Annotated in this window: 20 protein-coding genes and 1 pseudogene; 11 read left to right on the forward strand and 10 right to left on the reverse strand. The window is 59.2% G+C overall.

The window, feature by feature from the left end; all coding sequences use genetic code 11:
• Positions 1-75: 75 nt before the first annotated feature.
• Positions 76-1,740 carry an energy-dependent translational throttle protein EttA gene (gene ettA / locus EKA13_RS10225; protein ID WP_065759270.1) on the reverse strand — a complete coding sequence of 555 codons (1,665 nt, stop codon included), beginning with the start codon at positions 1,738-1,740 and terminating at the stop codon, positions 76-78.
• Between the two features lie 313 nt (positions 1,741-2,053).
• Between ettA and EKA13_RS10230 the strand changes: the two genes are divergently transcribed.
• The 3 genes from EKA13_RS10230 (at position 2,054) to EKA13_RS10240 (ending at position 8,036) form a co-directional block, all read left to right on the forward strand.
• Complete coding sequence (locus tag EKA13_RS10230) at positions 2,054-5,893, forward strand: sensor domain-containing protein (protein WP_065759271.1); 3,840 nt, start codon at positions 2,054-2,056, stop codon at positions 5,891-5,893.
• Positions 5,894-6,056: 163 nt separating this feature from the next.
• Positions 6,057-7,310, forward strand: a complete 1,254-nt coding sequence (glyA, locus tag EKA13_RS10235; protein ID WP_065759272.1) for a serine hydroxymethyltransferase — start codon at positions 6,057-6,059, stop codon at positions 7,308-7,310.
• A 153-nt stretch (positions 7,311-7,463) separates the two neighbouring features.
• Entirely contained in the window at positions 7,464-8,036 is a 573-nt protein-coding gene (locus tag EKA13_RS10240) for a hypothetical protein (RefSeq protein ID WP_125862925.1), read from the forward strand.
• Between the two features lie 176 nt (positions 8,037-8,212).
• Here EKA13_RS10240 and yjiA read toward each other — a convergent pair whose 3' ends face one another.
• The 3 genes from yjiA to EKA13_RS10255 all read right to left on the reverse strand — a co-directional run bounded on the left by yjiA (position 8,213) and on the right by EKA13_RS10255 (position 11,544).
• Positions 8,213-9,175: a GTPase gene (gene yjiA, locus EKA13_RS10245; protein ID WP_065759274.1), complete on the reverse strand. Its 963-nt coding sequence runs from the start codon at positions 9,173-9,175 to the stop codon at positions 8,213-8,215.
• A gap of 86 nt (positions 9,176-9,261) precedes the next feature.
• Positions 9,262-9,459: a YbdD/YjiX family protein gene (locus EKA13_RS10250; RefSeq protein WP_065759275.1), complete on the reverse strand. Its 198-nt coding sequence runs from the start codon at positions 9,457-9,459 to the stop codon at positions 9,262-9,264.
• 18 nt (positions 9,460-9,477) lie between these two features.
• A complete protein-coding gene (locus tag EKA13_RS10255) occupies positions 9,478-11,544 on the reverse strand; it encodes a carbon starvation CstA family protein (protein WP_065759276.1) in 2,067 nt (688 codons plus the stop codon).
• A 185-nt stretch (positions 11,545-11,729) separates the two neighbouring features.
• Between EKA13_RS10255 and EKA13_RS10260 the strand changes: the two genes are divergently transcribed.
• Positions 11,730-12,095 carry a PilZ domain-containing protein gene (locus EKA13_RS10260; RefSeq protein ID WP_065759277.1) on the forward strand — a complete coding sequence of 122 codons (366 nt, stop codon included), beginning with the start codon at positions 11,730-11,732 and terminating at the stop codon, positions 12,093-12,095.
• A gap of 231 nt (positions 12,096-12,326) precedes the next feature.
• Positions 12,327-13,853: a nucleobase:cation symporter-2 family protein gene (locus EKA13_RS10265; protein ID WP_065759278.1), complete on the forward strand. Its 1,527-nt coding sequence runs from the start codon at positions 12,327-12,329 to the stop codon at positions 13,851-13,853.
• A gap of 80 nt (positions 13,854-13,933) precedes the next feature.
• Here the strand turns inward: EKA13_RS10265 and radA are convergent, their stop codons facing one another.
• The gene (gene radA / locus EKA13_RS10270) at positions 13,934-15,301 is read right to left on the reverse strand and encodes a DNA repair protein RadA (protein ID WP_065759279.1); all 1,368 of its coding nucleotides are present in this window, start codon (positions 15,299-15,301) and stop codon (positions 13,934-13,936) included.
• A gap of 174 nt (positions 15,302-15,475) precedes the next feature.
• Between radA and mscL the strand changes: the two genes are divergently transcribed.
• A complete protein-coding gene (gene mscL, locus EKA13_RS10275; RefSeq protein WP_065759280.1) occupies positions 15,476-15,889 on the forward strand; it encodes a large-conductance mechanosensitive channel protein MscL in 414 nt (137 codons plus the stop codon).
• A 43-nt stretch (positions 15,890-15,932) separates the two neighbouring features.
• Here the strand turns inward: mscL and EKA13_RS10280 are convergent, their stop codons facing one another.
• Positions 15,933-16,709 (reverse strand): ferredoxin--NADP reductase, encoded by a 777-nt coding sequence (locus EKA13_RS10280; protein ID WP_065759281.1) that lies wholly within the window; start codon positions 16,707-16,709, stop codon positions 15,933-15,935.
• A 200-nt stretch (positions 16,710-16,909) separates the two neighbouring features.
• On the opposite strand from EKA13_RS10280, the gene EKA13_RS10285 reads away from it, so the two are divergent.
• Both EKA13_RS10285 and EKA13_RS10290 read left to right on the forward strand, forming a co-directional pair.
• Entirely contained in the window at positions 16,910-17,590 is a 681-nt protein-coding gene (locus tag EKA13_RS10285) for a LuxR family transcriptional regulator (RefSeq protein ID WP_245704318.1), read from the forward strand.
• Between the two features lie 99 nt (positions 17,591-17,689).
• Complete coding sequence (locus EKA13_RS10290) at positions 17,690-18,814, forward strand: methyltransferase (protein WP_065759283.1); 1,125 nt, start codon at positions 17,690-17,692, stop codon at positions 18,812-18,814.
• 76 nt (positions 18,815-18,890) lie between these two features.
• On the opposite strand, the gene EKA13_RS10295 is transcribed toward EKA13_RS10290, so the two are convergent.
• The 3 genes from EKA13_RS10295 to EKA13_RS10305 are packed head-to-tail and all read right to left on the reverse strand — an operon-like array spanning position 18,891 to position 21,518.
• A complete protein-coding gene (locus tag EKA13_RS10295) occupies positions 18,891-19,046 on the reverse strand; it encodes a DUF2474 domain-containing protein (RefSeq protein WP_065759284.1) in 156 nt (51 codons plus the stop codon).
• 21 nt (positions 19,047-19,067) lie between these two features.
• A complete protein-coding gene (gene cydB / locus EKA13_RS10300) occupies positions 19,068-20,075 on the reverse strand; it encodes a cytochrome d ubiquinol oxidase subunit II (RefSeq protein WP_065759285.1) in 1,008 nt (335 codons plus the stop codon).
• Positions 20,076-20,078: 3 nt separating this feature from the next.
• Positions 20,079-21,518: a cytochrome ubiquinol oxidase subunit I gene (locus EKA13_RS10305; RefSeq protein WP_065759286.1), complete on the reverse strand. Its 1,440-nt coding sequence runs from the start codon at positions 21,516-21,518 to the stop codon at positions 20,079-20,081.
• A 255-nt stretch (positions 21,519-21,773) separates the two neighbouring features.
• Here EKA13_RS10305 and EKA13_RS28825 point away from each other — a divergent pair.
• The 3 genes and pseudogenes from EKA13_RS28825 to trmA all read left to right on the forward strand — a co-directional run.
• Positions 21,774-21,920, forward strand: a pseudogene (locus EKA13_RS28825) (hypothetical protein); the annotation flags it as partial.
• Positions 21,921-22,230: 310 nt separating this feature from the next.
• Entirely contained in the window at positions 22,231-23,526 is a 1,296-nt protein-coding gene (locus tag EKA13_RS10310; RefSeq protein ID WP_065759287.1) for an NCS2 family permease, read from the forward strand.
• The gene (gene trmA / locus EKA13_RS10315) at positions 23,523-24,608 is read left to right on the forward strand and encodes a tRNA (uridine(54)-C5)-methyltransferase TrmA (protein ID WP_065759288.1); all 1,086 of its coding nucleotides are present in this window, start codon (positions 23,523-23,525) and stop codon (positions 24,606-24,608) included. Before EKA13_RS10310 ends, trmA begins: the two co-directional genes overlap by 4 nt.
• 27 nt (positions 24,609-24,635) lie before the next feature.
• On the opposite strand, the gene EKA13_RS10320 is transcribed toward trmA, so the two are convergent.
• Complete coding sequence (locus EKA13_RS10320; protein WP_065759289.1) at positions 24,636-25,802, reverse strand: alkaline phosphatase family protein; 1,167 nt, start codon at positions 25,800-25,802, stop codon at positions 24,636-24,638.
• Positions 25,803-25,890 lie beyond the last annotated feature (88 nt).

The raw sequence follows: 25,890 nt of genomic DNA on the forward strand, positions 1-25,890 counted from the left end.
AACAGGTACGCCACATTTTTCGGCAAAAAAAAAACGGAGCCCGAAGGCCCCGTTCCAGTGCAAAACCGCGAGCGGTTATGCCAGTTTTTTGTGCCGTACCCGGTGCGGCTGGGCAGCAGCTTCGCCAAGACGCTTCTTGCGGTCGGCTTCGTACTCGGTGTAGTTACCCTCGAAGAATACCGCCTGGGAATCGTCCTCGTAGGCCAGGATGTGGGTGGCCACGCGATCAAGGAACCAGCGATCGTGAGAGATCACGATAGCAGCGCCCGGGAAGTCCAGCAGGGCTTCCTCCAGCGAACGCAGAGTTTCCACGTCCAGGTCGTTGGACGGTTCGTCGAGCAGCAGGACGTTGGCGCCTTCCTTCAGGGTCAGGGCCAGGTGCAGACGGCCACGCTCACCACCGGAGAGGTCCTTGACGAACTTCTGCTGGTCGCCGCCCTTGAAGTTGAAGCGACCCACGTAGGTACGCGAAGGAATTTCGTAGTTACCGATACGGATCTGGTCGGAACCATCGGAGATCTGCTGGAACACGGTCTTGTTGCCGTCCAGGTCTTCGCGGCTCTGATCGACACAGGCCAGTTGCACGGTTTCACCGATCTCGATGGTGCCCGAGTCTGGTGTTTCCTTGCCCATCAGCATGCGGAACAGGGTCGATTTACCGGCACCGTTACCACCGATCACACCGACAATGGCGCCTTTAGGCATGCTGAACGACAGGTTGTCGATCAGTACACGGTCGCCATAACCCTTGGTGACGTTCTTGAACTCGATGACCTTGTCGCCCAGGCGCGGGCCTGCCGGGATATAGATCTCGTTGGTTTCGCTGCGCTTCTGGAATTCCTGCGATTGCATTTCTTCGAAGCGCTGCAGACGAGCCTTGGATTTCGACTGGCGTGCCTTGGCGCCTTTGCGCACCCACTCCAGTTCTTCCTTCATGGCCTTTTCATGGGCCGACTGCTGCTTGGATTCCTGGGCCAGACGATCCGACTTGGCTTCCAGCCAGCCCGAATAGTTACCTTCGTACGGAATACCGGCGCCACGGTCGAGTTCGAGGATCCAGCCGGCGACGTTGTCGAGGAAGTAACGGTCGTGGGTAATCGCTACCACAGTACCCGGGAAGTCGTGCAGGAAGTGCTCGAGCCAGGCGACAGAGTCGGCATCCAGGTGGTTGGTCGGTTCGTCGAGCAGGAGCATGTCCGGTGCCGACAGCAGCAGGCGGCAGAGTGCTACACGACGCTTTTCACCACCCGACAGGTGTTCGACCTTGGCGTCCCAGGCAGGCAGGCGCAGGGCATCGGCCGCCACTTCCAGCTGACGCTCCAGGTTGTGACCATCGCTGGCCTGCAGAATCGCCTCAAGCTTGGCCTGTTCAGCGGCCAGCTTGTCGAAGTCGGCATCAGGATCGGCGTACGCCGCATAGACCTCATCCAGGCGAGCCTGGGCATCCTTGATCACGCTGACCGCTTCTTCGACCACTTCACGCACGGTTTTGGTTGGGTCGAGCTGTGGTTCCTGCGGCAGGTAACCGACATTCAGCTCCGGCATTGGCCGTGCTTCACCGTCGAACTCGGTATCAACACCCGCCATGATTTTCAACAGGGTGGATTTACCCGAACCGTTGAGGCCGAGCACGCCGATCTTGGCGCCGGGGAAAAACGACAGGGAGATGTTCTTCAAGATTTCCCGCTTCGGCGGAACAACTTTGCTCAGCCGATGCATGGTGTAGACGTATTGAGCCAAAACGTTGAGCTCCTGTAAGCAAGTAAATTCAAGGGGCCAATTGTATGACGTAAAAAAGTAAAAGCGACTATTAACTTGGCCAACCGACAACCGTCAGGCCCAAGCTCTGGCCCAGGCAGGCCTGGGCCGCCGACATGGCACTTTGTCGGGATCTGCGAACAGGACTGGCACTTCGCCACAACTCAAGGCATGCTAAGCGCCCTTCGGGCGTCCAGCTTATGAGTACGCATCGGCCTGCACGGCTGAGCGTGAGGGTGCGCACCCCATAAGCAGCTCAAACCTGCCACAGCCAGCCATACCGCAGGATCAACGTTTGACCAATCTTACTCAGCCGTCCTCCCTGCGTACCGCCCCCTCCAGCTCGGGTTCATTGTTGCGCGGTTCGTTGAAAGGGGTGTTGGCCATCCTGGTATTGCTGCTGCTCGGCCTGCTGTTCTGGCTATTGATTGATCAGTACCACCATACCCTTGCCGATGAGCGCCAACACAGCCTGGATTCCAGCAACGAGTTGGCCGATCACCTGAGCCTGAACATGGCCCTCAAGGCTCAGACCGCACTCAATCAGGTCCAACCCTATCCGCTGCCCCCGGACGACCGCGCGCTACCGAAGGTGGTGGCCAATCTGCAGCGCGCACTGCCCTCACTGCGCAGCATCGCCTGGTTCGACAGCCAGGCACGCCCGTTGCGCGACAGCCTCGGCGAATCGCCTGACCAGCATGCCATTGAAGAATTGATACGGCTGAGCAGTGGCCACCCGTACTACTTCAGCAACAACAGTGACAACAGTTACATCTACCTGCTGCTACGCCAATCAGATCGGCCGACCAGCGGTTACTGGCTGCTGCGCCTGAGCCCTGAGTATTACAGCGCGCTGGCCGAACACCTGGACAACCCCACCCGCCCCTTGTGGCTGCTGGAAAACAGCCGAACGGCTGAAATCATCAATCAACATCGCTCACCTGAAACGCCACGGCCAGCCAACGCCGAGCCACTGCAGAGCGTACTGCTGACATTCCTCGATAACAGCGACTGGCAACTGCGCGGCCTCTACGATGCCGAATTGAGTCGTCAGCAACTGTTGCCTGCTCTGATCAGTAAATGCCTGCTTGGCCTGATCTGCGCCCTGCTGCCGCTGCTGGCATTGGCCAGCATGCGCAAGCGCCAACGCGCACTGCAAGAAGGACGCCGACGCTACCAGGATATTTTTGAAGGGACAGGGGTCGCCCTTTGTGTGCTGGACTTGTCCGGCCTGATCAATACGCTTGAACGACTGCGCCTTCGTGGCCAAGACCAGCTTGAGCACCGCCTGCTGCTTGACCGGTCCCTGCGCAACACGTTGCTGCAGGAGTTGAAAGTCACCGAGGTCAATCAAGTCGCCCTGCAACTGCTGGGGGTTGAATGCCGCAACGGTGCCTGGCAACGCCTGATTGCTGGCGATACACGCAACGAAGGGATTGGCCTGCAACTGGTCGAAGCCGTCCTGAACAATCAACATCAGCTTGAGCTGGAGGTTCGCCTCAGTGGTGCCGATGACCAGGAGCTGCACCTGTGGCTGACGGTGCGTTTCCCCGAGCAACGCGCTGACTATCAAGCGGTAACCCTCAGCATCAGCGATATTACCAGCCGCAAGCAGGTCGAGCTGTCGCTGCTGGAGCGTGAAAGTTTCTGGTCGAACGTGGTCCGTACCGTACCGGATCAACTCTACGTGCAGGACGTGCAAAACCAACGGATGATCTTCAGCAATCGGCACCTGGGCCAGACCCTGGGTTACTCCCGTACCGAACTGGATACGATGGGCGAGCGATTCTGGGAAATCCTTCTGCACCCTGAAGACGCCACACTCTACAACCGGATGCGTCAGCAACAGCGCGAGAGTGGCTACCTGGAACAACTGCACTGCCAGCTACGTTTCCGTCACCGTGACCAGGGTTGGCGTCGTTATGATATTCGCGAAGAGGTCCTGACCCGCGACAACGACGGCAACGTCACCCGCATCATTGGCGTGGCCAAAGACGTCACCGAGCAGATAGAGGCCAGCGAATCGCTGCGTGACAGCGAACAGCGTTACCGCATGCTTGCCGAAAGTATCAGCGACGTCATCTTCTCCACCGACAGCATGCTGAAGCCCAACTATGTCAGCCCCTCGGTACAGGCGGTATTGGGCTACGAGGTCGACTGGATTTTCGAGAACGGCTGGCAATCGACCATTGCCAACCCGGCACAGTTGACCGGCATCTACAGCCTGATCGAACGCCTCAACCGTGCCCTGCACGTTCCAGAACAACTGGAGCAATTGCGTACCCAGCTTCCCACTCAGTTGTTCCTGTTCGACTGCCTGCGCGCCGATGGTCGCAAGATCCCGATCGAACTGCGCCTGGTACTGGTCTGGGATGAGCACAATCGGTTCGAGGGCATACTCGGCGTCGGCCGTGACATCAGCCAGCAGCGCCGCGCTGAAAAAGACCTGCGCATGGCTGCGACAGTGTTTGAGCACTCGACTTCGGCCATCCTGATCACCGACCCGGCGGGCTATATCGTCCAGTCCAACGAAGCCTTCAGCCGCGTCAGCGGCTACAGCGCAGCCGAAGTGCTCGACCAACTGCCAAATATGCTGACGGTCGACGAACAGCAGGAAGCGCACCTGCGCTACGTGGTCAAACAGCTGCACATCCGCGGCACCTGGGAAGGTGAAGTCTGGCTTAAACGTCGCACCGGCGAGCATTACCCGGCCTGGGTCGGCATTACCGCTGTGCTCGACGACGAAGGCGACCTGGCCAGCTATGTGTGTTTCTTTACCGACATCAGCGAGCGCAAGGCCAGCGAACAACGCATTCACCGTCTGGCCTACTACGACGCCCTGACGCACCTGCCGAACCGCACGCTGTTCCAGGACCGCCTGCACACCGCACTGCAGCAAGCTGATCGTCAAAAGGCCTGGGTGGTGCTGATGTTCCTCGACCTGGACCGTTTCAAGCCGATCAATGACTCCCTTGGCCACGCGGCCGGCGACCGTATGCTCAAGGACATGGCCGAACGCCTGCTCGACTGTGTCGACACTGACGACACCGTTGCGCGCATGGGCGGCGACGAATTCACGCTGCTGCTGCAACCACGCGCAACCCGCGAGATGGCGCTGAACCGCGCCATCAATGTGGCCGAACAGATCCTCAACAGCCTGGTTCGTCCCTTTGTGCTGGAAAACCGCGAGTTCTTCGTCACCGCCAGTATCGGTATTGCCCTGAGCCCTCAGGATGGCAGCGAACTCAGCCAACTGATGAAAAACGCCGACACCGCGATGTACCACGCCAAGGAGCGCGGCAAGAACAACTTCCAGTTCTACCAGGCGGATATGAACGCCAGTGCGCTGGAGCGCCTGGAACTGGAAAGCGACCTGCGCCATGCACTGGAGCAGAACGAGTTCATCCTGTACTACCAACCGCAGTTCAGCGGCGACGGCAAACGCCTGACCGGCGCCGAAGCGCTCCTGCGCTGGCGCCACCCAACCCGTGGCCTGGTACCGCCGGGCGACTTTATTCCGGTGATTGAGGAGTTGGGGCTGGTGGTCGATGTCGGTGACTGGGTACTGCGTGAAGCCAGTCGTCAGCTCAAAGAGTGGCACCAGGCCAAGGTACGGGTACCGAAAGTTTCGGTGAACATTTCTGCGAGACAGTTTTCCGATGGGCAACTGGGTACCCGCATCGCCACGATCCTCAACGAAACCGGCGTTCCACCGGCGTGCCTGGAACTGGAGCTGACCGAAAGTATCTTGATGCGCGAGGTCAACGAGGCCATGCAGATACTCGCCAGCCTGAAAAACCTCGGCCTGAGCATTGCGGTCGACGACTTCGGTACTGGCTATTCGTCACTGAACTACCTCAAGCAGTTCCCGATCGACGTGCTGAAGATCGACCGCACCTTCGTCGATGGCCTGCCCGAAGGCGAGCAGGATGGCCAGATCGCCCGTGCGATCATCGCCATGGCCCACAGCCTGAACCTGGCAGTAATCGCCGAGGGTGTGGAAACCCATGAACAGCTGGAGTTCCTCCGAGAACACGGTTGTGATGAGGTTCAGGGCTACCTGTTCGGTCGGCCAATGCCGGCCCACCAGTTTGAAGCCCAGTTCAGCAACGAAACGCTGTTCATGTTCCAGTAACCCTGCGCATCCCCCCCTTGTACAGGCTCGGGGATGGCGCCGGGCAACACAAACAGCGGCAAATGAGCCCCACTTGTCTGCGACATGATGCCCTTTCATATGCCAGACAAAAGCCGATGAGGTAGAATGCCTCCCTTTTCCAGCCCGATCCTTGAGGACCGCCATGTTCAGCCGTGATTTGACCATTGCCAAGTACGACGCCGATCTCTTTGCCGCCATGGAGCAAGAAGCTCAGCGCCAGGAAGAGCACATCGAGCTGATCGCCTCGGAAAACTACACCAGCCCGGCCGTGATGGAAGCCCAGGGTTCGGTTCTGACCAACAAGTACGCTGAAGGTTACCCAGGCAAGCGTTACTACGGTGGTTGCGAGTACGTCGACGTGGTCGAGCAACTGGCCATCGACCGCGCCAAGCAGCTGTTCGGCGCAGACTACGCCAACGTTCAGCCACACGCAGGTTCGCAAGCCAACAGCGCCGTTTACCTGGCCCTGCTGCAAGCTGGCGACACCATCCTGGGCATGAGCCTGGCACACGGTGGTCACCTGACCCACGGCGCCAGCGTCAGCGCTTCGGGCAAGCTGTACAACGCCATTCAGTACGGTATCGATGCCAACGGCCTGATCGACTACGACGAAGTCGAGCGTCTGGCCCTGGAACACAAGCCGAAGATGATCGTTGCCGGCTTCTCCGCCTACTCGCAAGTGCTGGACTTCCCGCGCTTCCGTGAAATCGCCGACAAGGTCGGTGCCTACCTGTTCGTCGACATGGCTCACGTTGCCGGTCTGGTTGCCGCTGGCGTTTACCCGAACCCGGTTCCGTTCGCTGACGTGGTCACTACCACTACCCACAAGACCCTGCGTGGCCCACGTGGCGGCCTGATCCTCGCTCGCAAGAACGAAGAGATCGAGAAGAAGCTGAACTCGGCCGTATTCCCGGGTGCCCAAGGCGGCCCGCTGGAGCACGTGATTGCCGCCAAGGCCATCTGCTTCAAGGAAGCGCTGCAGCCGGAGTTCAAGGCTTACCAGCAGCAAGTGGTGAAAAACGCCCAGGCCATGGCCAGCGTCTTCATCGAGCGCGGTTTCGACGTCGTTTCCGGTGGCACTCAGAACCACCTGTTCCTGCTCTCGCTGATCAAGCAGGAAATCTCGGGTAAAGACGCTGACGCTGCACTGGGCAAAGCCTTCATCACCGTCAACAAGAACTCGGTACCAAACGATCCACGCTCCCCGTTCGTCACCTCCGGTCTGCGCTTCGGTACCCCGGCTGTGACCACTCGCGGCTTCAAAGAGGCTGAGTGCAAGGAACTGGCTGGCTGGATCTGCGACATCCTGGACGACCTGAACAACGAAGCGGTGATCGACGCCGTTCGTGAGAAGGTCAAGGCTATCTGCGCCAAGCTGCCGGTATACGGCGCTTGATCGCAGTTCGCTGAATGAAGAGCCCGGCCTTGAGCCGGGCTTTTTTTCGCCTGCGTAATTAATTAACGCAGCGGGCAACCGCCTTGCCATTAGGTTCAGCGAATACGAAGGCCCATGCGCCTTTGTCACTCAATGAACTACAAGGCGAACACCATGCCCACCCATCGACAGAACTCGTTCCTCGCCCACCTGCGTACTCAGGCATACCCCATTCATTGCCTTGATGTCCTGCGGGGAACTCCGGCAGAAGTCATCGCCCCGTTCGGCGGCGAAGGCTTCTTGGCCGGGGCGTTGCAACCCCGAAGTGACGCCCATTTGCTAGGCCATCAACCACCTGCCAACGGCAACACCGTGGAGCCCTTGACCCTGTACTTCAGGCATACCCAAGAAGGTTACTACCTGTATGTCCGCTCACTTGGCCCGTATTTTGGCCGAGGCATCAGTGCCGATGATAATGGCCACATTGGCGCTTTTATCATCGCCGAGCGGGAGCCCGTCCCCTTCAAGCTGATCCATCCACAACGCGGCGAAACGTCACTTGAGCATATAAAACGCGATCGTGTTGGCATGTTTTTGCAGCGTGCAGGTAAAGGATTCGTGCATCGGAGCAGCCGACATGACGCAGAGCCTACCTACCTCAACACTGCGGGAGGGAGCCCACTGGGTTTCATTCTGGATATCCAGGAGCGCAATGCACCCTGGCTGAGCTACCCGGATGAGTTCTGAGGATAGAACCGCGATGCCCCATGGTACGACCACCAGGGCATTGTTCCTCCTGCCCTCACAGGCTTTGGGGAATTACCTTGGTTCTCGCTCCTCTATGATGCACCGTCGGGCACCCAATTGCGCTTGAACATTCTTGCCCGCGACGTCGATTGGTTGAGCGCCAGTTAACAAGCGGCCTACAGCTGCTCGAACGCTGAGCGAATCTGTTCTTCAGGCAAATCGTCGCCGATGAACACCACGACGCTCTCCCGCGTCTGGTCCTGCTCCCAGACGCGGTCCCAGTCGAAACCATACAACTTCAAGACACCCTGGAACACCAGCCGGCGTGGCTCGCCTTCAATATTGAGCACACCTTTGTACCGCAACAGCTGTCGGCCATGGTCTTCGAGCAGACGATTCATGAAATCGCTGAGCTGATCGATGTTCAGGGGCTTCTCGGTACGCAGTACCATGCTGCTTATGCGGTCACCACTATTGCCTTGTGCAACCGGGCGCAAGCTCAGACCGCCACCCAGGTCGGCATTGAGATTGAAGCCGCGCACATCCAGCAACTCGGACAGGTCGATCTTGCCGTGCTCGACCACATGAATCGGCGCACGACGATTGATCCGTCCAAGACGCTCGCTCAAGGCCTGGAACTGGGCGGCATCGACCAGATCGGTCTTGCTCACCAGCAGGCGATCGGCAAAACCGACCTGGGCCTGGGCAATGGTCTGGGTCAGGTGGAGGTCGGCATGCGCCGCATCGACCAAGGTGATAATGCCATCAAGGATGTAGCGCTCACGCAGTTCTTCATCGATGAAGAAGGTTTGTGCCACGGGTGCGGGGTCGGCAAGGCCGGTGCATTCGATCACTAAACGGTCGAAGGCGATCTCGCCACTGTCCAGGCGCTCCAGCAACAGGAACAGGGCCTTGGTCAGGTCGGTATGGATGCTGCAGCAAACACAACCATTGGCCAGGGTCATGACCTGCACCGGTTCGTCACCCAGCAGCTGCGTGTCGATACCTGCATCGCTGAATTCGTTTTCGATCACGGCGATCTTCAGGCCGTGCTCGGCCTTGAGCAGGTGGCGCAACAAGGTGGTCTTGCCTGCACCGAGAAAACCACTGAGCACGGTAACGGGGATTGGAGGTAGCACGCGCAAAATCTCCTGAACGCTAAAAATGACTGTGGGAGCGCGGCGTACCGTGCTCCCACAGGTTTATTACAGGCCGTCAGCCAAGGTTAACAGCACTTGGGCCCACCCTTCCCCCCGTAACGCGCCTCCTGACGTTCCCTGAAGAACGCCTCGTAGCTCATCACCGGCTTGTCCGGGTGTTTGGTTTGCATATGCTCGACGTAAGTGTCGTAGTCGGGCATACCGACCATCAGGCGGGCTGCCTGCCCCAGGTACTTACCCAGTCGACCAAGGTCGTTGAACATGACTGCATTCCTCAGTGTTTACGCGTCCGGCACAGGGTGGAACGGGGTTTCCTTATCACTACGCTCTTTCTTGCCAAGGGCGGCAATACCGACCTTCAGTGCGAAGAACAGGATACTGAACACCACGAACAGGAACAGGCCGGTCAACGCCGCGTTGGTGTAGGCGTTGAAGATAACGTGTTGCATCTGGTTGATATCCTTGGCCGGTGCGAGTACCTGACCGGCATCCAGTGCCGCGCTGTACTTGTCGGCCAGCGCCAGGAAACCGACCGCCGGGCTCGGATCGAACAGCTTGATGAAGCCCGCGGTGGTGGTGCAGATCAGCAGCCAGACAGCAGGCAACAGGGTGACCCAGATGTAGCGCTGGCGCTTCATCTTGATCAACACCACAGTACCCAGCATCAGCGCAATGCCCGCCAGCATCTGGTTGGAGATACCGAACAGCGGCCACAAGGTGTTGATCCCGCCCAACGGATCGATCACGCCCTGGTACAGCAGATACCCCCACATGGCCACACAACCGGCTGTTGCCAGCAGGTTGGCAGTCCACGACTCAGTGCGTTTGAGCGCCGGAATGAAGGAGCCCAACAGATCCTGCAACATGAAGCGTCCGGCACGGGTACCCGCATCTACCGCCGTGAGGATGAACAGCGCCTCAAACAGGATCGCGAAGTGGTACCAGAAGGCCATGGTGTTCTCACCCGGCAGCACCTGGTGCAGGATCTGCGCGATACCGACCGCCAGGGTCGGGGCACCGCCCGCACGGGCCAGGATGGTGTGCTCACCGATGTCCTTGGCTACGCCCTCAAGCACATCTGGCGTGATGGCAAAGCCCCAGTTGCTGACCGTCTGCGCCACCGCGACCACATCGCTACCGACTACGGCAGGCGGGCTGTTCATGGCGAAGTAGACACCCGGTTCAATCACCGAAGCAGCGACCATGGCCATGATGGCTACGAACGATTCCATCAGCATGCCGCCGTAACCGATGTAGCGGGCGTTGGTTTCGTTGTCGAGCAGCTTCGGCGTGGTGCCCGAGGAGATCAGGGCGTGGAAGCCCGATACCGCACCACACGCGATGGTGATAAACAGGAACGGGAACAGGGTGCCTTTCCAGACAGGGCCAGTACCGTCGGTGAACTGGGTCAGTGCAGGCATTTTCAGTTCAGGCGCGATGACCAGAATACCGATCGCCAGGCCTACGATGGTGCCAATCTTGAGGAAGGTCGAGAGGTAGTCACGGGGCGCCAGCACCAGCCACACAGGCAGTACGGCAGCCACAAAGCCATAACCCACCAACAGCCAGGTGATTTGTACGCCGGTGAAGGTGAAGACCTTGGACCAGGTCGGATCGGCAGCAACCTGCCCGCCCAGCCAGATCGACAGCAACAGCAGGACAACACCCATCAGCGAGATTTCGCCAATACGCCCCGGGCGGATGTAGCGCATGTAAACGCCCATGAACATCGCGATCGGGATGGTCGCCATCACCGTGAACATGCCCCATGGGCTCTCGGCCAGGGCCTTGACCACGATGAGCGCCAGCACCGCGAGGATGATGATCATGATCAGGAAGCAGCCGAACAGGGCAATGGTGCCCGGAATCCGGCCCATCTCTTCACGGACCATGTCGCCCAGCGAACGGCCGTTGCGACGGGTGGACAGGAACAGCACCATGAAGTCCTGAACCGCACCTGCCAGCACCACACCGGCAATCAGCCAGAGCGTACCGGGCAGATAGCCCATCTGCGCAGCCAGAACCGGTCCGACCAGCGGCCCTGCGCCAGCAATCGCGGCAAAGTGGTGGCCGAACAGGATGTGCTTGTTGGTCGGGACATAGTCCAGACCATCGTTATTAAGTACCGCCGGTGTCGCCCGACGTGGATCGAGCTGCATCACCTTGGTGGCGATGAACAGGCTGTAGTAACGGTAGGCAACCAGGTAGATAGCCACCGCCGCGACTACAATCCACAAGGCATTGATGGCTTCACCGCGACGCAGGGCAACCACACCCAACGCACAGGCTCCGATGATTGCCAGCGCTAGCCACGGCAAGTGGCGCAGCAGGCTATTATTGTTGTTCATGATTAGCTTCCAGCTAGTGGATTGAAAGACTGCCCGACGAGTCTAGGGCGAGTCATCGCACATTGCCATACCTGCTACGTTCTAGAGCCTCCCGAGCAGGAAACTCATGGCTCTGTTATGCACCTAACACGCGTACCTGACAAGCACTGGACTATAGTTGAGTGCGAACCCCGGAGGGCTTGGCCATGAGCGACCATCACGAACGTCGGCTTTTCAAACGTGTTCCCTTCGATGCCCGCACCGAGCTGGTGCAAGGTGATCAACGATGGCCCGTCAAACTGCTGGATCTGTCGCTCAAGGGGTTGTTGATCGAATGCCCCGAGGGCTGGGAAGGCGACCCTATCCAGGGTTTCGATGCTTCGATACACCTCAATGACCACGACGAAGTGAAGATGCACGTGGAACTGCGTCATGAGGAAGGCAACCAGATGGGTTTCGTTTGCCAGTTCATTGACCTGGACTCCATTTCGCACCTGCGGCGACTGATCGAACTGAACCTGGCCAACCCGGAAGAACTTGAGCGCGAACTGCGGCAACTGATCGAAGCGTAGAAACGTTTAGCCAACTACCTAATTCCCACCAGAGCCTTTAGCGGTCGCTACAAGGCCTTGTTGGCGCGCCCGCCAAACGCCCTGCATACCATTCATGAAGAATATGGCACACCGATTGCGTGCAATGGCTCTGCTCGGGCTATCTAAAAATTGTATACAATTCTTCTGGCAATGATTGCCACTTGTTGTCTACAGTAGGCCCACAACAATAAAACAGAGACCCTGCTCCTCATGAATACGTCCTCCGCTAGCACGTCTTCAGCGCAACGTCCCGAAGACGAAAACCTGGGCCTCGGCGCCAACCTGGCTTACGGCCTGCAACACGTATTGACCATGTACGGCGGTATCGTTGCGGTTCCCTTGATTCTCGGCCAGGCCGCGGGACTGGGGCCGGCTGATATCGGTTTGTTGATTGCGGCCTCATTGTTCGCAGGTGGTCTTGCAACACTGCTACAAACCCTCGGCTTACCGTTCTTTGGCTGCCAGTTGCCATTGGTACAGGGCGTTTCATTCGCAGGCGTGGCAACCATGGGCGCCATTCTCAGTAGTGAAGGCGGTGGAGGTCTGCCTGGCGTGTTGGGTGCGGTCATGGCCGCATCGCTGATAGGCTTCCTGATCACGCCCGTCTTCTCACGCATTACCAAGTTCTTCCCGCCGTTGGTCACCGGTATCGTCATCACCACCATCGGCCTGACACTGATGCCCGTGGCGGCGCGCTGGGTCATGGGGGGCAACAGCAAATCGCCAGAGTTTGGCAGCATGGCCAACATCGGCCTGGCGGCCCTGACCTTCGCCATCGTGCTGGTACTCAGCAAACTCGGTAGCGCAGCGATCTCTCGCCTGTCGATCCTGCTGGCCATGGTCATCGGCACACTGATTGCCTGGTCATTGGGCATGGCGGATTTCTCCAAGGTCCTGGACGGCCCGCTGGTGGCCTTTCCTGAACCGTTCCATTTCGGTATGCCGACCTTTCACATCGCCGCCATTCTGTCGATGTGCATCGTGATCATGGTGACCTTGGTAGAAACCTCGGCGGATATTCTCGCGGTTGGCGAAATCATCGACACCAAGGTTGACTCCAAGCGCTTGGGCAATGGCCTGCGCGCCGACATGGCGTCGAGCATCCTTGCCCCCATCTTCGGCTCCTTCACCCAGAGCGCCTTCGCCCAGAACGTTGGCCTGGTGGCTGTGACGGGCGTCAAGAGCCGCTACGTAGTGGCAACCGGCGGGGTGATTCTGGTGGTGCTGGGGCTTCTGCCAATCATGGGGCGCATCATTGCCGCCGTACCAACCTCAGTACTGGGCGGTGCCGGTATCGTATTGTTCGGCACCGTTGCTGCCAGCGGTATTCGCACGCTGTCGAAAGTGGACTACCGCAACAACATGAACCTGATCATCGTCGCCGCCTCGCTGGGCTTCGGCATGATCCCGATCGCTGCACCGACCTTCTATGACCATTTCCCAAGCTGGTTTGAAACCATCTTCCACTCCGGCATCAGCTCGGCGGCGATCATGGCGATTCTTCTGAACCTGACGTTCAACCACTTCACGACTGGCAACTCGGACCAGCAGTCGGTGTTTGCTGCCGCTTACGAGCGCACGATCAATTACTCGGATATTTCCGCCCTGCGCGACGGTGATTACTTCGAGGACGGCAAGCTGTTCGATGCCGACGGCAAGGAGATTCCGGTCATTAGCGAACACGACCACGACCACGGCGCACCGTCAGAACGACGAACCGCTGCGGCTGAACACTGATGCACTGATGCACTGATGCACTGAGCAGCATAAGGGCCGACGAGGAATCGTCGGCCCTTTTCATTTGCAGGCCTGATGCGTCACTCGAACAACGCATCCAGCGCCTGCTCAAGGCGCGTGACCGCAATGACCTGCAAGCCTGCAGGGGCTTCCTTTGGTGCATTACCCTTGGGAACAATGGCGCGCTTGAAGCCATGCTTGGCGGCTTCCTTGAGGCGTTCCTGCCCACTGGGAACCGGACGGACTTCACCCGACAGGCCAATCTCACCGAACACCAGCAGGTCTTGGGACAAGGGTCGATTGCGCAGGCTCGACATCACCGCCGCCAACAGTGCGAGGTCGGAGGCGGTTTCCAGCACTTTCACACCTCCGACTACGTTGAGGAACACGTCCTGGTCATGGGTCGGGATGCCGCCATGGCGGTGCAGCACCGCCAGGAGCATTGCCAGCCGGTTCTGATCCAGACCAAGCGTCACTCGCCGAGGATTCGCCAGGTGGCTGTCGTCAACCAGCGCCTGAACTTCAACCAGCATCGGCCGAGTTCCCTCCCAGGTGGCCATGACGACGCTGCCGGGAACCTCCTCCTGGGCACGGGTGAGGAAGATGGCCGAAGGATTGGAGACTTCCTTGAGGCCACGGTCGGTCATGCCGAACACGCCCAGTTCATTGACGGCACCAAAACGGTTCTTCACTGCCCGCAGCAAACGCAGGCGTCCATCGGACTCACCTTCAAAATACAGCACGGTATCGACCATATGCTCCAGCACGCGCGGCCCGGCCAAGGCGCCTTCCTTGGTCACGTGACCGACCAGGAAAATGGCCGTACCGCTCTGTTTGGCATAACGCACCAACAAGGCCGCACTTTCGCGCACCTGCGAGACACCGCCAGGGGCCGACTGCAATTGCTCGGTGAAGATGGTCTGGATCGAGTCGATAACCATCACCTTGGGCTTTTCCGCCCGGGCAGTAGCAATGATGTTCTCAATGCAGGTTTCGGTCATGACCCGCAACTGGTCCTGCGGTAAACCCAGGCGGCGCGCACGCATGGCCACTTGTTGCTGCGACTCCTCGCCCGTGACATAAAGCGCCGGAAGGCGGGTCGCAATGTTGCAAAGGGTTTGGAGCAGGATGGTCGACTTGCCGATACCCGGGTCGCCGCCGATCAACACCACCGAACCATCCACCAGCCCACCACCGAGTACACGGTCAAGCTCGACACTGGCCGTGGTGAAACGCGGAATTTCTTCGACACTGACTTCTGCCAGGGTCTTGATCTGCGCCTGCTGCCCCGCCCAGCCACTGCGGCCACTGGGCGCTGCGGCTGCACCACTTTCCAACACGGTTTCGACCAGGGTATTCCAGGCGCCGCATTCACCGCATTGCCCGGCCCACTTCGGAAAGGTCGCACCACACTCGGTGCAGCCGTACATGCGCTTGGCTTTGGCCATGGGGCGGTCTCCTGGAAAAACCGCCATGATAGCCGAGCAGGCAAGCCCATGGGGCCAACCCTGGAAGACAAAACTTTTCGGTATAACCACAGTCTGTAGCCGCAGCGATAAGCATGACTCGCATAGCTGATTTACACTGTTTTCACCAATCTCATCTGTTACAGGGAATAAACCATGGGCGTGCTCAGTGAATTCAAAGCCTTTGCAGTCAAGGGCAACGTGGTCGACATGGCGGTCGGTATCATTATCGGCGCAGCCTTCGGCAAAATCGTTTCATCTTTTGTCGGTGATGTAGTGATGCCACCCATTGGGCTGCTGATTGGTGGGGTGGACTTCAGCGACCTGGCAGTCACCCTGAAAGCCGCCGAAGGTGATGTGCCCGCAGTGGTCATGGCCTACGGGAAGTTCATCCAGACCGTCATCGACTTCATCATCGTCGCCTTCGCCATTTTCATGGGGGTAAAGGCGATCAACCGGCTCAAGCGCGAAGAAGCCGTTGCACCCAGCGCGCCCCCTGTCCCTACCAAGGAAGAAGAGCTGCTGACTGAGATTCGTGACCTGCTCAAGAACCAAAGCAACAAGCCGTAAGCGACACAACGCTGGCGCCCGCGTGCGCCAGCGCCTGATGCTGCTACCAGTAGTTTTCCACTGCAACCTGGCCGGGCCGACGGCTCAGGCTCAATTGCATGTCGCGCTGTTTGAGTAGCGCTCGGGTGTCATCGATCATTTGCGGGTTACCACAGATCATCACCCGTGAATGTTCGGGCGTCAGTGCTGCACCGGCAACACGCTCCAGTTCGCCATTCTCGATCAATCGAGTGATACGCCCGTTGAGTGCCCCCGGGTGTTGCTCACGGGTAACGATGGGAATGAACTGCAACGCACCCGCGTATTCGGCCAGGTAATCGCGCTGTTCAAGGCCCGCAATCAGTGGCTGATAAGCCAGCTCCCGGGCCTCACGCACCGAATACACCAACTTGATGCGTTCAAACCGCTCCCATACTTCAAAATCCTGCAGGATTGATAGAAAGGGAGCGATACCCGTGCCGGTTGCCAACAACCACAGATCACGTCCACCCACGAAGCGGTCCAGGGTCAGAAACCCGAATGCCTGGCGATCAATCAGCAGGCTGTCACCCTGACGCAAACGGCTGAGTTCGCTTGTGAACTCCCCTCCCGGCACCACGATGGAAAAGAAATCGAGGTACTCATCGTGCGGGGCGCTGACCATTGAGTACGCACGCCAGACCACACTGCCATCAGCCCGTGTCACGCCCAGGCGCGCGAACTGCCCGGCACGGAAACGAAACCCCTGGTCACGCGTAATCCGCAAACTGAACAGACTCGGGGTCAGCGGCTGCACATCCAGCAGCGTTTGACGCGTGAACTTCTCCTCACTGGCAGTCATGACCTGCTCCAATCGTCGATTAAGACCAGTGTCTCGCAAAATGCGCCGCATAAACACGGACGATTAGTAAGCGATACCTGCACCTGCTATCGCAAAATAACCCAAGCAAATACTAGGACTTTTCCTACAATCAAAAACACACGGAGTTTGGATCCATCAAAAGGAGGTGACTTGCCATGCCCTATTGGAACCAGGAGCAGATGCAACAGCTGCTCAATGAACACAACGAACAGCAGCTGTTTGAAATTGCACTGTCCCTGGCAAAGCAACTCGGCATGGACTTCCTGGGGTTCACGATCCGCAGGCACGTTGCGACCCAATCCCCTCAGTACATACTCCTGAACAACTTTCCAAGTGAATGGAACACACGCTACCAACAGGGCGATTACATAAAGATTGACCCCATAGCAACCCATTGTCAGCAATCACTTGCCGCCATTCTCTGGGATGAAAACGCGTTTGCCGAGGTTCCCGAATACTGGGAGGAAGCACAGTCCTTTGGCCTGCGTTTCGGCTGGAGCCTGGCCATACACGACGCTCGCGGCAATCAGAGCATGCTCAGCGTGCTTCGGGCGAACGGCCCTGTAACGACTGCCGAGTTCTTTGACAAGGCCTGCCATACCTTATGGCTATGTAACCTGATACACACCCTGATCGTGGAGCGCATTCACCCACCCAAACGCCTGACATATGAATTGTCTGCTCGGGAAATCGAAGTGCTCAAGTGGTCCGCCGAGGGCAAAACCGCGGCCGACATCGCCTGTATTCTGGCCTTGTCTGAAAGCACCGTTAATTTCCATATCCGTAGCGTCATGGCGAAGATGAATACCAATAACAAGACCAGTGCGGTTGTCCGGGCCGCCATGAATGGTCTTTTATGACGCGCCAAGCGCCAGTCAGTGCGGTGTAAACCCTGTAGAATCGTCGTCAACTTGCCGTCGCTCGCCGCGACGGCCGCCGATGCCCCAGAGCCTTATGCCATGCCCTTGCTGATCAACCCCTTTGCCGAACTTGACCTGATCCGCCAACCCGAACAAGCCAACGACCCCCTACAAGCGTTTGATGCCGCCGACGAGTACCTGCTTGAGCACCTGGCCGAACAGGCGCTGCCGAGCAGTGCTCGGGTGCTGGTACTGAATGACAGTTTTGGTGCCTTGGCCATCAGTTTGAGCCGTCATGTACAGGTGGTCAGCAGTGGCGACTCATACCTGGCAAGGCTTGGTCTGGAAAAGAACCTGCCGCGTAACGGTCAGCCCTTTGACAGTGTCACCTTCGTTCCGGCCAGTGCCGCGTGGCAAGGCCCGTTCGAACGCGTGCTGGTGCGCGTTCCCAAAACCCTGGCGTTGCTTGAGGAGCAGTTGATTCGCCTGCAGGGGCATCTGGCTCCAGGCGCTCAGGTCATCGCTGGCGCGATGATCAAGCACTTGCCACGTGCCGCTGGCGATCTGCTGGAAAAGTACATCGGCCCGGTGCAGGCCTCCCTGGCGCGCAAGAAGGCACGCTTGCTGATTGCCACAGCAGAAAGCAAAGCCCCCTTCACCTCGCCCTACCCGACCCGCTATCGTCTGGACGAACCGGCGTTGAACCTGCTCAACCATGCCAACGTGTTCTGCCGCGAAGGCCTGGACATTGGCACACGGGCCTTCCTTCCCCACCTGCCAAAGAACCTCGGGCAAGCGCGGGTCGCCGACCTTGGCTGCGGTAACGGCGTGCTGGCGATCGTCAGTGCGCTGGCCAACCCACAGGCACAGTACACACTGGTCGACGAGTCTTATATGGCGGTTCAGTCGGCCCGCGAAAACTGGCACGCGGCGCTGGGTGAGCGTGACGTGGAAATACGCGCCGACGATGGCCTGGCCAGCCAGCCCGAGCGCTCACTGGACGTGGTGCTGTGCAACCCGCCATTCCATCAGCAGCAGGTGGTCGGCGATTTTCTGGCCTGGCGCATGTTCCAGCAGGCCCGCGAAGTACTGGTCCCCGGCGGTGCACTTTACATCGTCGGTAACCGCCACCTGGGTTACCACAGCAAACTGGCGCGGCTGTTCCGTGGCGTCGAACAAGTCGGGGCCAACCCCAAGTTCGTGGTGTTGAAAGCGCGCAAGTGAACAGGCAAAAAAAACCCTTCGTAGCGAACCGCTACGAAGGGTGAGAGGCCGCCGCAAGGCGGTAATGGGAGTTTGCCTAATGGGTGCTAAGGCCGGCAGCGCTCATGAACAGGCGCATCAGCCAGGCGAATATCCCCAAGGTCACGACGCTGCCCGCCCAGATCACCGCCAACCAACCCAAGCGTTGCCAGAGCGGTTTGTTTTCGGCGTTAACGGTTTCTTTAACAGCCATTTCACACCCTCCATTCAAACCCTAGTGGTAGCCGTCTTCGTGGGTCACCTTGCCGCGGAACACGTAGTAGCTCCAGAAGGTGTACCCCAGAATGAACGGGATGATGAACAAGGTGCCGACCAGCATGAAGCCCTGGCTTTGTGGTGGCGCAGCAGCATCCCAAATAGAGATCGATGGCGGGATGATGTTTGGCCACAGGCTGATACCCAGCCCGCTGTAGCCCAGGAAGATCAACACCAGGGTCAGCAGGAACGGGGTGTAGTGGGCATTACGCGCCACTGCCTTGAGCAGGCCATAGAGGGTCACCAGCACCAGGATCGGTACCGGCAGGAACCAGAACAGATTCGGCAGGCTGAACCAGCGCGTGGCGATGTCCGGGTGCGCAAGCGGCGTCCACAGGCTGACGATGCCGGTCACCGCCAGAAGCACCAACGCCAACGGCCGCGCCAGATCGTGCATCTGCTTCTGCAACTTGCCTTCGGTTTTCATGATCAGCCAAGTACAGCCCAGCAAGGTGTAGGCGACTACCAAGCCCACGCCACAGAACAGGCTGAACGGGCTCAGCCAGTCCAGGCTACCACCGGCGTAGGAACGGTCGACCACCTTGAAGCCTTCAATGAAGGCACCCAACGCGACCCCCTGGAAGAAGGTGGCCGCAAGCGAGCCACCAATGAACGCCTTGTCCCAGATATGACGCTTGTCGGCCTTGGCCTTGAAACGGAACTCGAAGGCCACACCACGGAAAATCAGCCCGACCAGCATCAGCATCAACGGCAGGTACAGCGCTGACAACACCACGGCATAGGCCAGCGGGAAGGCGCCGAACAGTGCCGCGCCGCCCAACACCAGCCAGGTTTCGTTACCGTCCCAGACCGGCGCAACGGTGTTCATCATCACGTCGCGGTCACGGTCGTCCTTGATGAAGGGGAAGAGCATGCCAATCCCCAGATCGAAACCATCCATGATCACGTACATCATGATCCCGAAGATGATGATCACGGCCCAGATCAGCGGTAGATCGATACCCATGATTCAGTTCCCCTTGTTCAGGCTGAGGTTTTCGCCGTCGTGGTTATCGTCACCCGCAGCAGACAGCGGCCGTGCCGGAGTGCGTTGCTGACCAGGACCGCCAGTGCTGACTTCCTTGCCTTCGTCAGTTTTCGGCCCCTTGCGCACCAGGCGCATCATGTAGCCCAAACCTGCGCCGAACAGCGCGAAATACACCACCACGAACATCACCAGCGTCACGCCCAACTGGGTGTAACTATGATTCGACGCACCGTCGGCGGTACGCATCAGGCCATAGACCACCCACGGCTGACGACCGACTTCAGTGGTGAACCACCCGGCGAGTACTGCGATCAAACCGGACGGGCCCATCCACAGGGTCAGGTAGAGGAATGGCCGCGAACTGTAGAGGCTGCCACGCAGGCGCAACCAGACACTCCATAGGCCGACCGCAATCATCAGCATGCCGAGGCCGACCATGATCCGGAACGACCAGAAGACTACGGTCGAGTTCGGCCGGTCTTCAGGGGCGAACTCCTTCATCGCCGGCACTTGTTTATCCAGGCTGTGGGTCAGGATCAGGCTGCCCAGTGCCGGGATCTCCAGCTTGAAATGGGTGGTTTCGGCTTTCATGTCGGGGATGCCGAACAGAATCAAGGGGGTCGGCTCGTCCCCGACGTTTTCCCAGTGCCCTTCAATGGCAGCGATTTTCACCGGCTGGTGCTTGAGGGTGTTCAACCCATGGAAATCGCCGATAACCGCTTGAACCGGCGCGACGATCAAGGCCATCCACATGGCCATCGATAGCATCTTGCGGATCGCCGGGTTGTCACGCCCACGCAGTAGATGCCAGGCCGCCGAAGCACCGACAAAGAATGCCGTCGCGACAAACGCCGCGGTCGCCATGTGCGCCAGACGATAAGGGAAGGACGGGTTGAAGATCACGGCCAGCCAGTCCACCGGAATCACTCGACCATCAATGATCTCGTAACCCTGTGGGGTCTGCATCCAGCTGTTCGAGGCAAGGATCCAGAAGGTCGAGACCAAGGTGCCAAGGGCGACCATGAGGGTGGAGAAAAAGTGCAGACCGCGGCCTACACGGTTCCAGCCGAAGAGCATGACGCCAAGGAAACCGGCCTCAAGGAAGAAGGCGGTCAATACCTCGTAGGTCAGCAAAGGCCCAGTGACGGCCCCGGCGAAATCGGAGAAACGGCTCCAGTTGGTGCCGAACTGGTACGCCATGACCAGGCCGGATACAACGCCCATACCGAAGTTCACGGCGAAGATCTTCGACCAGAAGTGATACAGGTCGCGGTAAACGCTGTTGTTAGTCTTGAGCCACAGGCCTTCGAGCACCGCCAGGTAGCTCGCCAGGCCAATGGTGATGGCCGGGAACAGGATATGGAACGAGACGGTAAACGCGAACTGGATTCGGGCGAGATCGAGTGCCTCCAAACCGAACATAGTGCTTCCTCTGTCAGGTAATCTGGCGCGCGGCGAATGCCTTTGCGCCAACTGCCCCCACGGCTATTGAGTGCCACACATTGGAGTTGTTCTGGAAACAGCAATCGTAGGGATTTACGGCCACGGGGCCGATTCGTTGCATCTGCAACTATTGACGCAGATCAACGTATGAAAAACAGAATAGTCCCGAACGCCTGCGCAGGTTATGTGGTCGATTGCCGCGTGACCGGTTGCCTCACCCCCTTTACGAGGTAACTGTTTGGTGCGCTAACAGCCCACTCTCGGGCTTTCTGGTTCGCTCAGGTATTCACTGCCAGCGGCTTTCAAATGCTCACCGTGGCCATCGGTTGGCACCTCTATCCATTGACCGGCAGCGTGCTTGACCTCGACCTGGCGGTGTTGGCCGTACTGGGTGCCGCCGGGGCGGTGTTGGAACGCTGCTGGTGACCAGGCTGTGGATAAAACTGTTCCCAAGCCTGGCCAGCCGCGATCACTTGCACACGGTCGAACCCTTATAGACAACGCCACGCCTTCCTGCGGATACCATGCCAGCGCCCAAGATGGGCGTATCTGCATTACTCCTCGTCGATCATGCTGGTATGATGCGCGGCTTTTTCCCGACCCAAGGAAAATACACAGCCTCCCGGTATGGTCTGTGCTTTGCTAGTTGGGTCGATCATTCACGGCGCCAGCGCGCGCCACGGGAGCAGGCATGCTGGAAAGGCTGTTTCAACTAAAAGCACACAACACCAACGTGCGCACCGAAATCCTGGCGGGCGTCACCACGTTCCTGGCGATGGCCTACATTCTGTTCGTCAACCCCAGCATCCTCGGCGAAACCGGCATGGACAAAGGCGCGGTCTTCGTCGCCACCTGCCTGGCTGCCGCCATCGGCTCGACCGTCATGGGCGTGATCGCCAACTACCCGATCGCGCTGGCACCAGGGATGGGCCTGAACGCCTTCTTTACCTACACCGTCGTCCTGAACATGGGCCACACCTGGCAAGTCGCGCTGGGGGCAGTGTTCATTTCCGCCGTGTTGTTCTTTCTGCTGTCGATTTTTCGTATCCGCGAATGGATCGTCAACAGCATCCCGCTGCCGCTGCGCTCGGCCATTGCCGCCGGTATCGGTCTGTTCCTGGCACTGATCGCCCTGCACAACGCTGGCATCGTAGTCGCCCACAAGGCAACCGTGGTCGGCCTGGGCGACCTGAAGCAACCCGCACCGATACTCGCCACCCTGGGCTTCTTTCTGATCGTCGCACTGGAAGCACTGAAAGTGCGTGGTGCCGTACTGATCGGCATTCTCGCCGTCACCCTGGCCTCCATCACGCTGGGCTTCAGCGAGTTCGGTGGGGTAATGTCGATGCCACCGTCACTGGCGCCAACCTTCCTGCAGCTGGATATCAAGGGTGCCCTGGACATTGGCCTGATCAGCGTGATCTTTGCCTTCCTGTTCGTCGACCTGTTCGACAATTCGGGCACCCTGATTGGCGTTGCCAAACGTGCAGGCCTGATGGGCAAGGACGGCCACATGCCGAAGATGGGGCGCGCCCTGATCGCCGACAGTACTGCAGCCATGGCCGGTTCGCTGCTGGGTACCTCGACCACCACCAGCTACATTGAGTCGGCCGCTGGCGTCAGCGCCGGTGGACGTACCGGGCTGACAGCAGTCGTGGTCGCCGTGCTGTTCCTGCTGGCGCTGTTCTTTGCACCGTTGGCCGGCAGCGTGCCCGCCTATGCTACGGCGCCGGCGCTGCTGTTCGTCGCCGTGCTGATGGCGTCGGGCCTGGCTGAAATAAACTGGGACGACATCACTGAAGCCGCACCCGTGGTCATTACGGCCCTGGCGATGCCGCTGACCTACTCGATTGCCAACGGCATCGCCTTTGGTTTCATTTCCTGGACGGTCATCAAGCTGATCTCTGGCCGTGGCCGCGAGGTCAATTCGGCGCTGGTGGTCCTGTCGATTCTGTTCGTCATCAAACTGGGCTGGTTCAACGCATGAGTGCTGTCCTCGATCCTGCAACTTACAGCCAACAATTGGACGCCAAGGTCGCTCGCCTGCGCGAGCTGCTGGCGCCTTTCGCAGCACCGGAACCGGCCGTCTTCGACTCACCGCGCGAGCACTATCGCCTGCGTGCCGAGTTCCGCCTCTGGCGTGAAAACGAGCAGCGCTTCTATGCAATGTTCGCCCCTGGCGAAAAGCACACGCCGATCCTGATCGAAGACTTCCCGATCGCCAGCCTGCGTATCAACGAACTGATGCCCAAGCTCAAAGCCGCCTGGCAAGCCAGCTCGGCCTTGAGCTTCAAACTGTTCCAGGTGGAGTTCCTCACCACCCTGGCCGGTGACGCGATGATTACCCTGTGCTATCACCGTCCATTGGACGAGCACTGGGAGGCTGCAGCGCGGCAGTTGGCCAGCGACCTGAATGCAAGCATCATCGGTCGCTCCAAGGGCAAGCGTGTGGTAATCGGTCGCGACTACGCGGTCGAAGAGCTGCAGGTGGCCGGACGCAGTTTCCGCTACCGTCAGCCCGAGGGCGCGTTCACCCAACCCAACGGCACGGTCAACCAGAAGATGCTGAACTGGGCCTATGACGCGCTGGGTGAGCGCCAGGACGACCTGCTGGAGCTGTACTGCGGCAACGGTAACTTCACCTTGCCGCTCGCTACCCGGGTTCGCAAGGTACTGGCCACCGAGATCAGCAAGACGTCAGTCAATGCCGCCCTGCACAACCTCGATGACAACGCTGTGGATAACGTACGCCTGGTGCGCCTGTCCGCCGAAGAACTGACTGAAGCGCTCAATGATGTGCGCCCCTTCCGTCGCCTGGAAGGGATCGACCTGAAGAGCTACCAGTTTGGCAGCGTCTTCGTCGATCCACCGCGTGCGGGCATGGATCCGGATACCTGTGAGCTGACACGACGTTTCGACAACATCCTGTACATCTCCTGCAACCCGGAGACCCTCGCGGCCAACATCGCCCAGTTGCACGACACACACCGTATCGAGCGCTGTGCATTGTTCGACCAGTTCCCCTACACCCACCACATGGAAAGCGGGGTGTTGTTGGTACGACGTTGATCGACAGCCATCCTGATGGCAAGAGGGTCAGGGGGTGTACCGCAACAAGGGCACCCATTGATCCTCGTCAGCCAGCCCGCCATGGTGGCCCAACCACTGGCTGGCGTGCTTCTCCACCTGACTGCGAATGATCCCCCCATGCCCACGGGGTATCACGATCAGGTCGCCAATACGGGCTTCGGCCCCGCTCAGCACCACGTCACCGAACAGACTCTGCTTGATTGCCTGGGCCTTGCTCAGCACCGTATAGGCGTCGCCGAGGCGCTCTTGCCAGCGTGCCAGCACCCGGTCCAGCTGATGCTCCGCCACGTAGACATGACGCGCCCGTATATCCCCAGCCACGGCATGTACGCCTTGCTGCAGAGTTGCATCCTCATCGAAATCGACCACCCGTGCGCTGTCCAGCCGAACCATGCCATGGTCCGCGATGACCTTCAGATCGGCACCCGCGGGCAGGTACAGGGCAATCGACTGGGCCAATTGGTCAGCAATCTCCAGCTGTTTGAGCCACGGTTCGGAGCCCGGCCCATACACGTGCCCAGCAAAATCCAGGTCACCAAAATAAGCGAAACACAAGGCCGGACGCTCTGCCTCAAGGGCCTTGCGCACCAATGCCGGATAAGCCTCGTATGCCACTGCCGGAAGAATCTCGCCAGCACGGTAGATCGCTCTGGAAAAGTCCGATGTGGCGTAGCGGCCAAGCATCAGTGTACTGATGGCGATCCCCTGCTCTGCCGCCTTTGACCAGGCCATGCGCGGAACGATGAAATCGTCGGGCGCAGGTACAGGGCTGCATGCGCCCTCCCCCTGCAGCGCCGAACTGCTCCAGGTCAGCGGAGAGAGCGCCGTCTGCGCATCAAGGGCAAAACTGCAACCCACGATTCCGTGGGCGCCACTGGCCAGGCCCGAAGTGATAGAGGCCAGGCTGGTCGCGGTAGTCGCAGGAAAGCCGACGCGAAAACACCCGTCAGGGTGCATCAACGCAGCGAGAAATGGTGCTCGGTGCGCATGCTCGTGCAGCAAGTGCCACCCCAGACCGTCGATCAACAACAGGCAGGTTGCCGAAGCCGCCTCCAACCTGAAGGTGTTGTTGAACGCCCTCCCCCCCAATGACGCCAGAATCGACTGGGTGAGGTGAGCAAGCCCCGGCCAAGTCGCCTCCAGTGACGGCCTCTCTTCCCTCTGCACCGCCATATTTCCCTCCGTGGTCAGGTTGTTAAACAACAGGTTTAGCACACCCTGTTCGATCAGCGAACAGAAAAAGCGCCAACCCGGCTCTCGC

The organism is Pseudomonas defluvii (genome assembly GCF_001695625.1).
Taxonomy (GTDB): Bacteria; Pseudomonadota; Gammaproteobacteria; order Pseudomonadales; family Pseudomonadaceae; genus Aquipseudomonas; species Aquipseudomonas defluvii.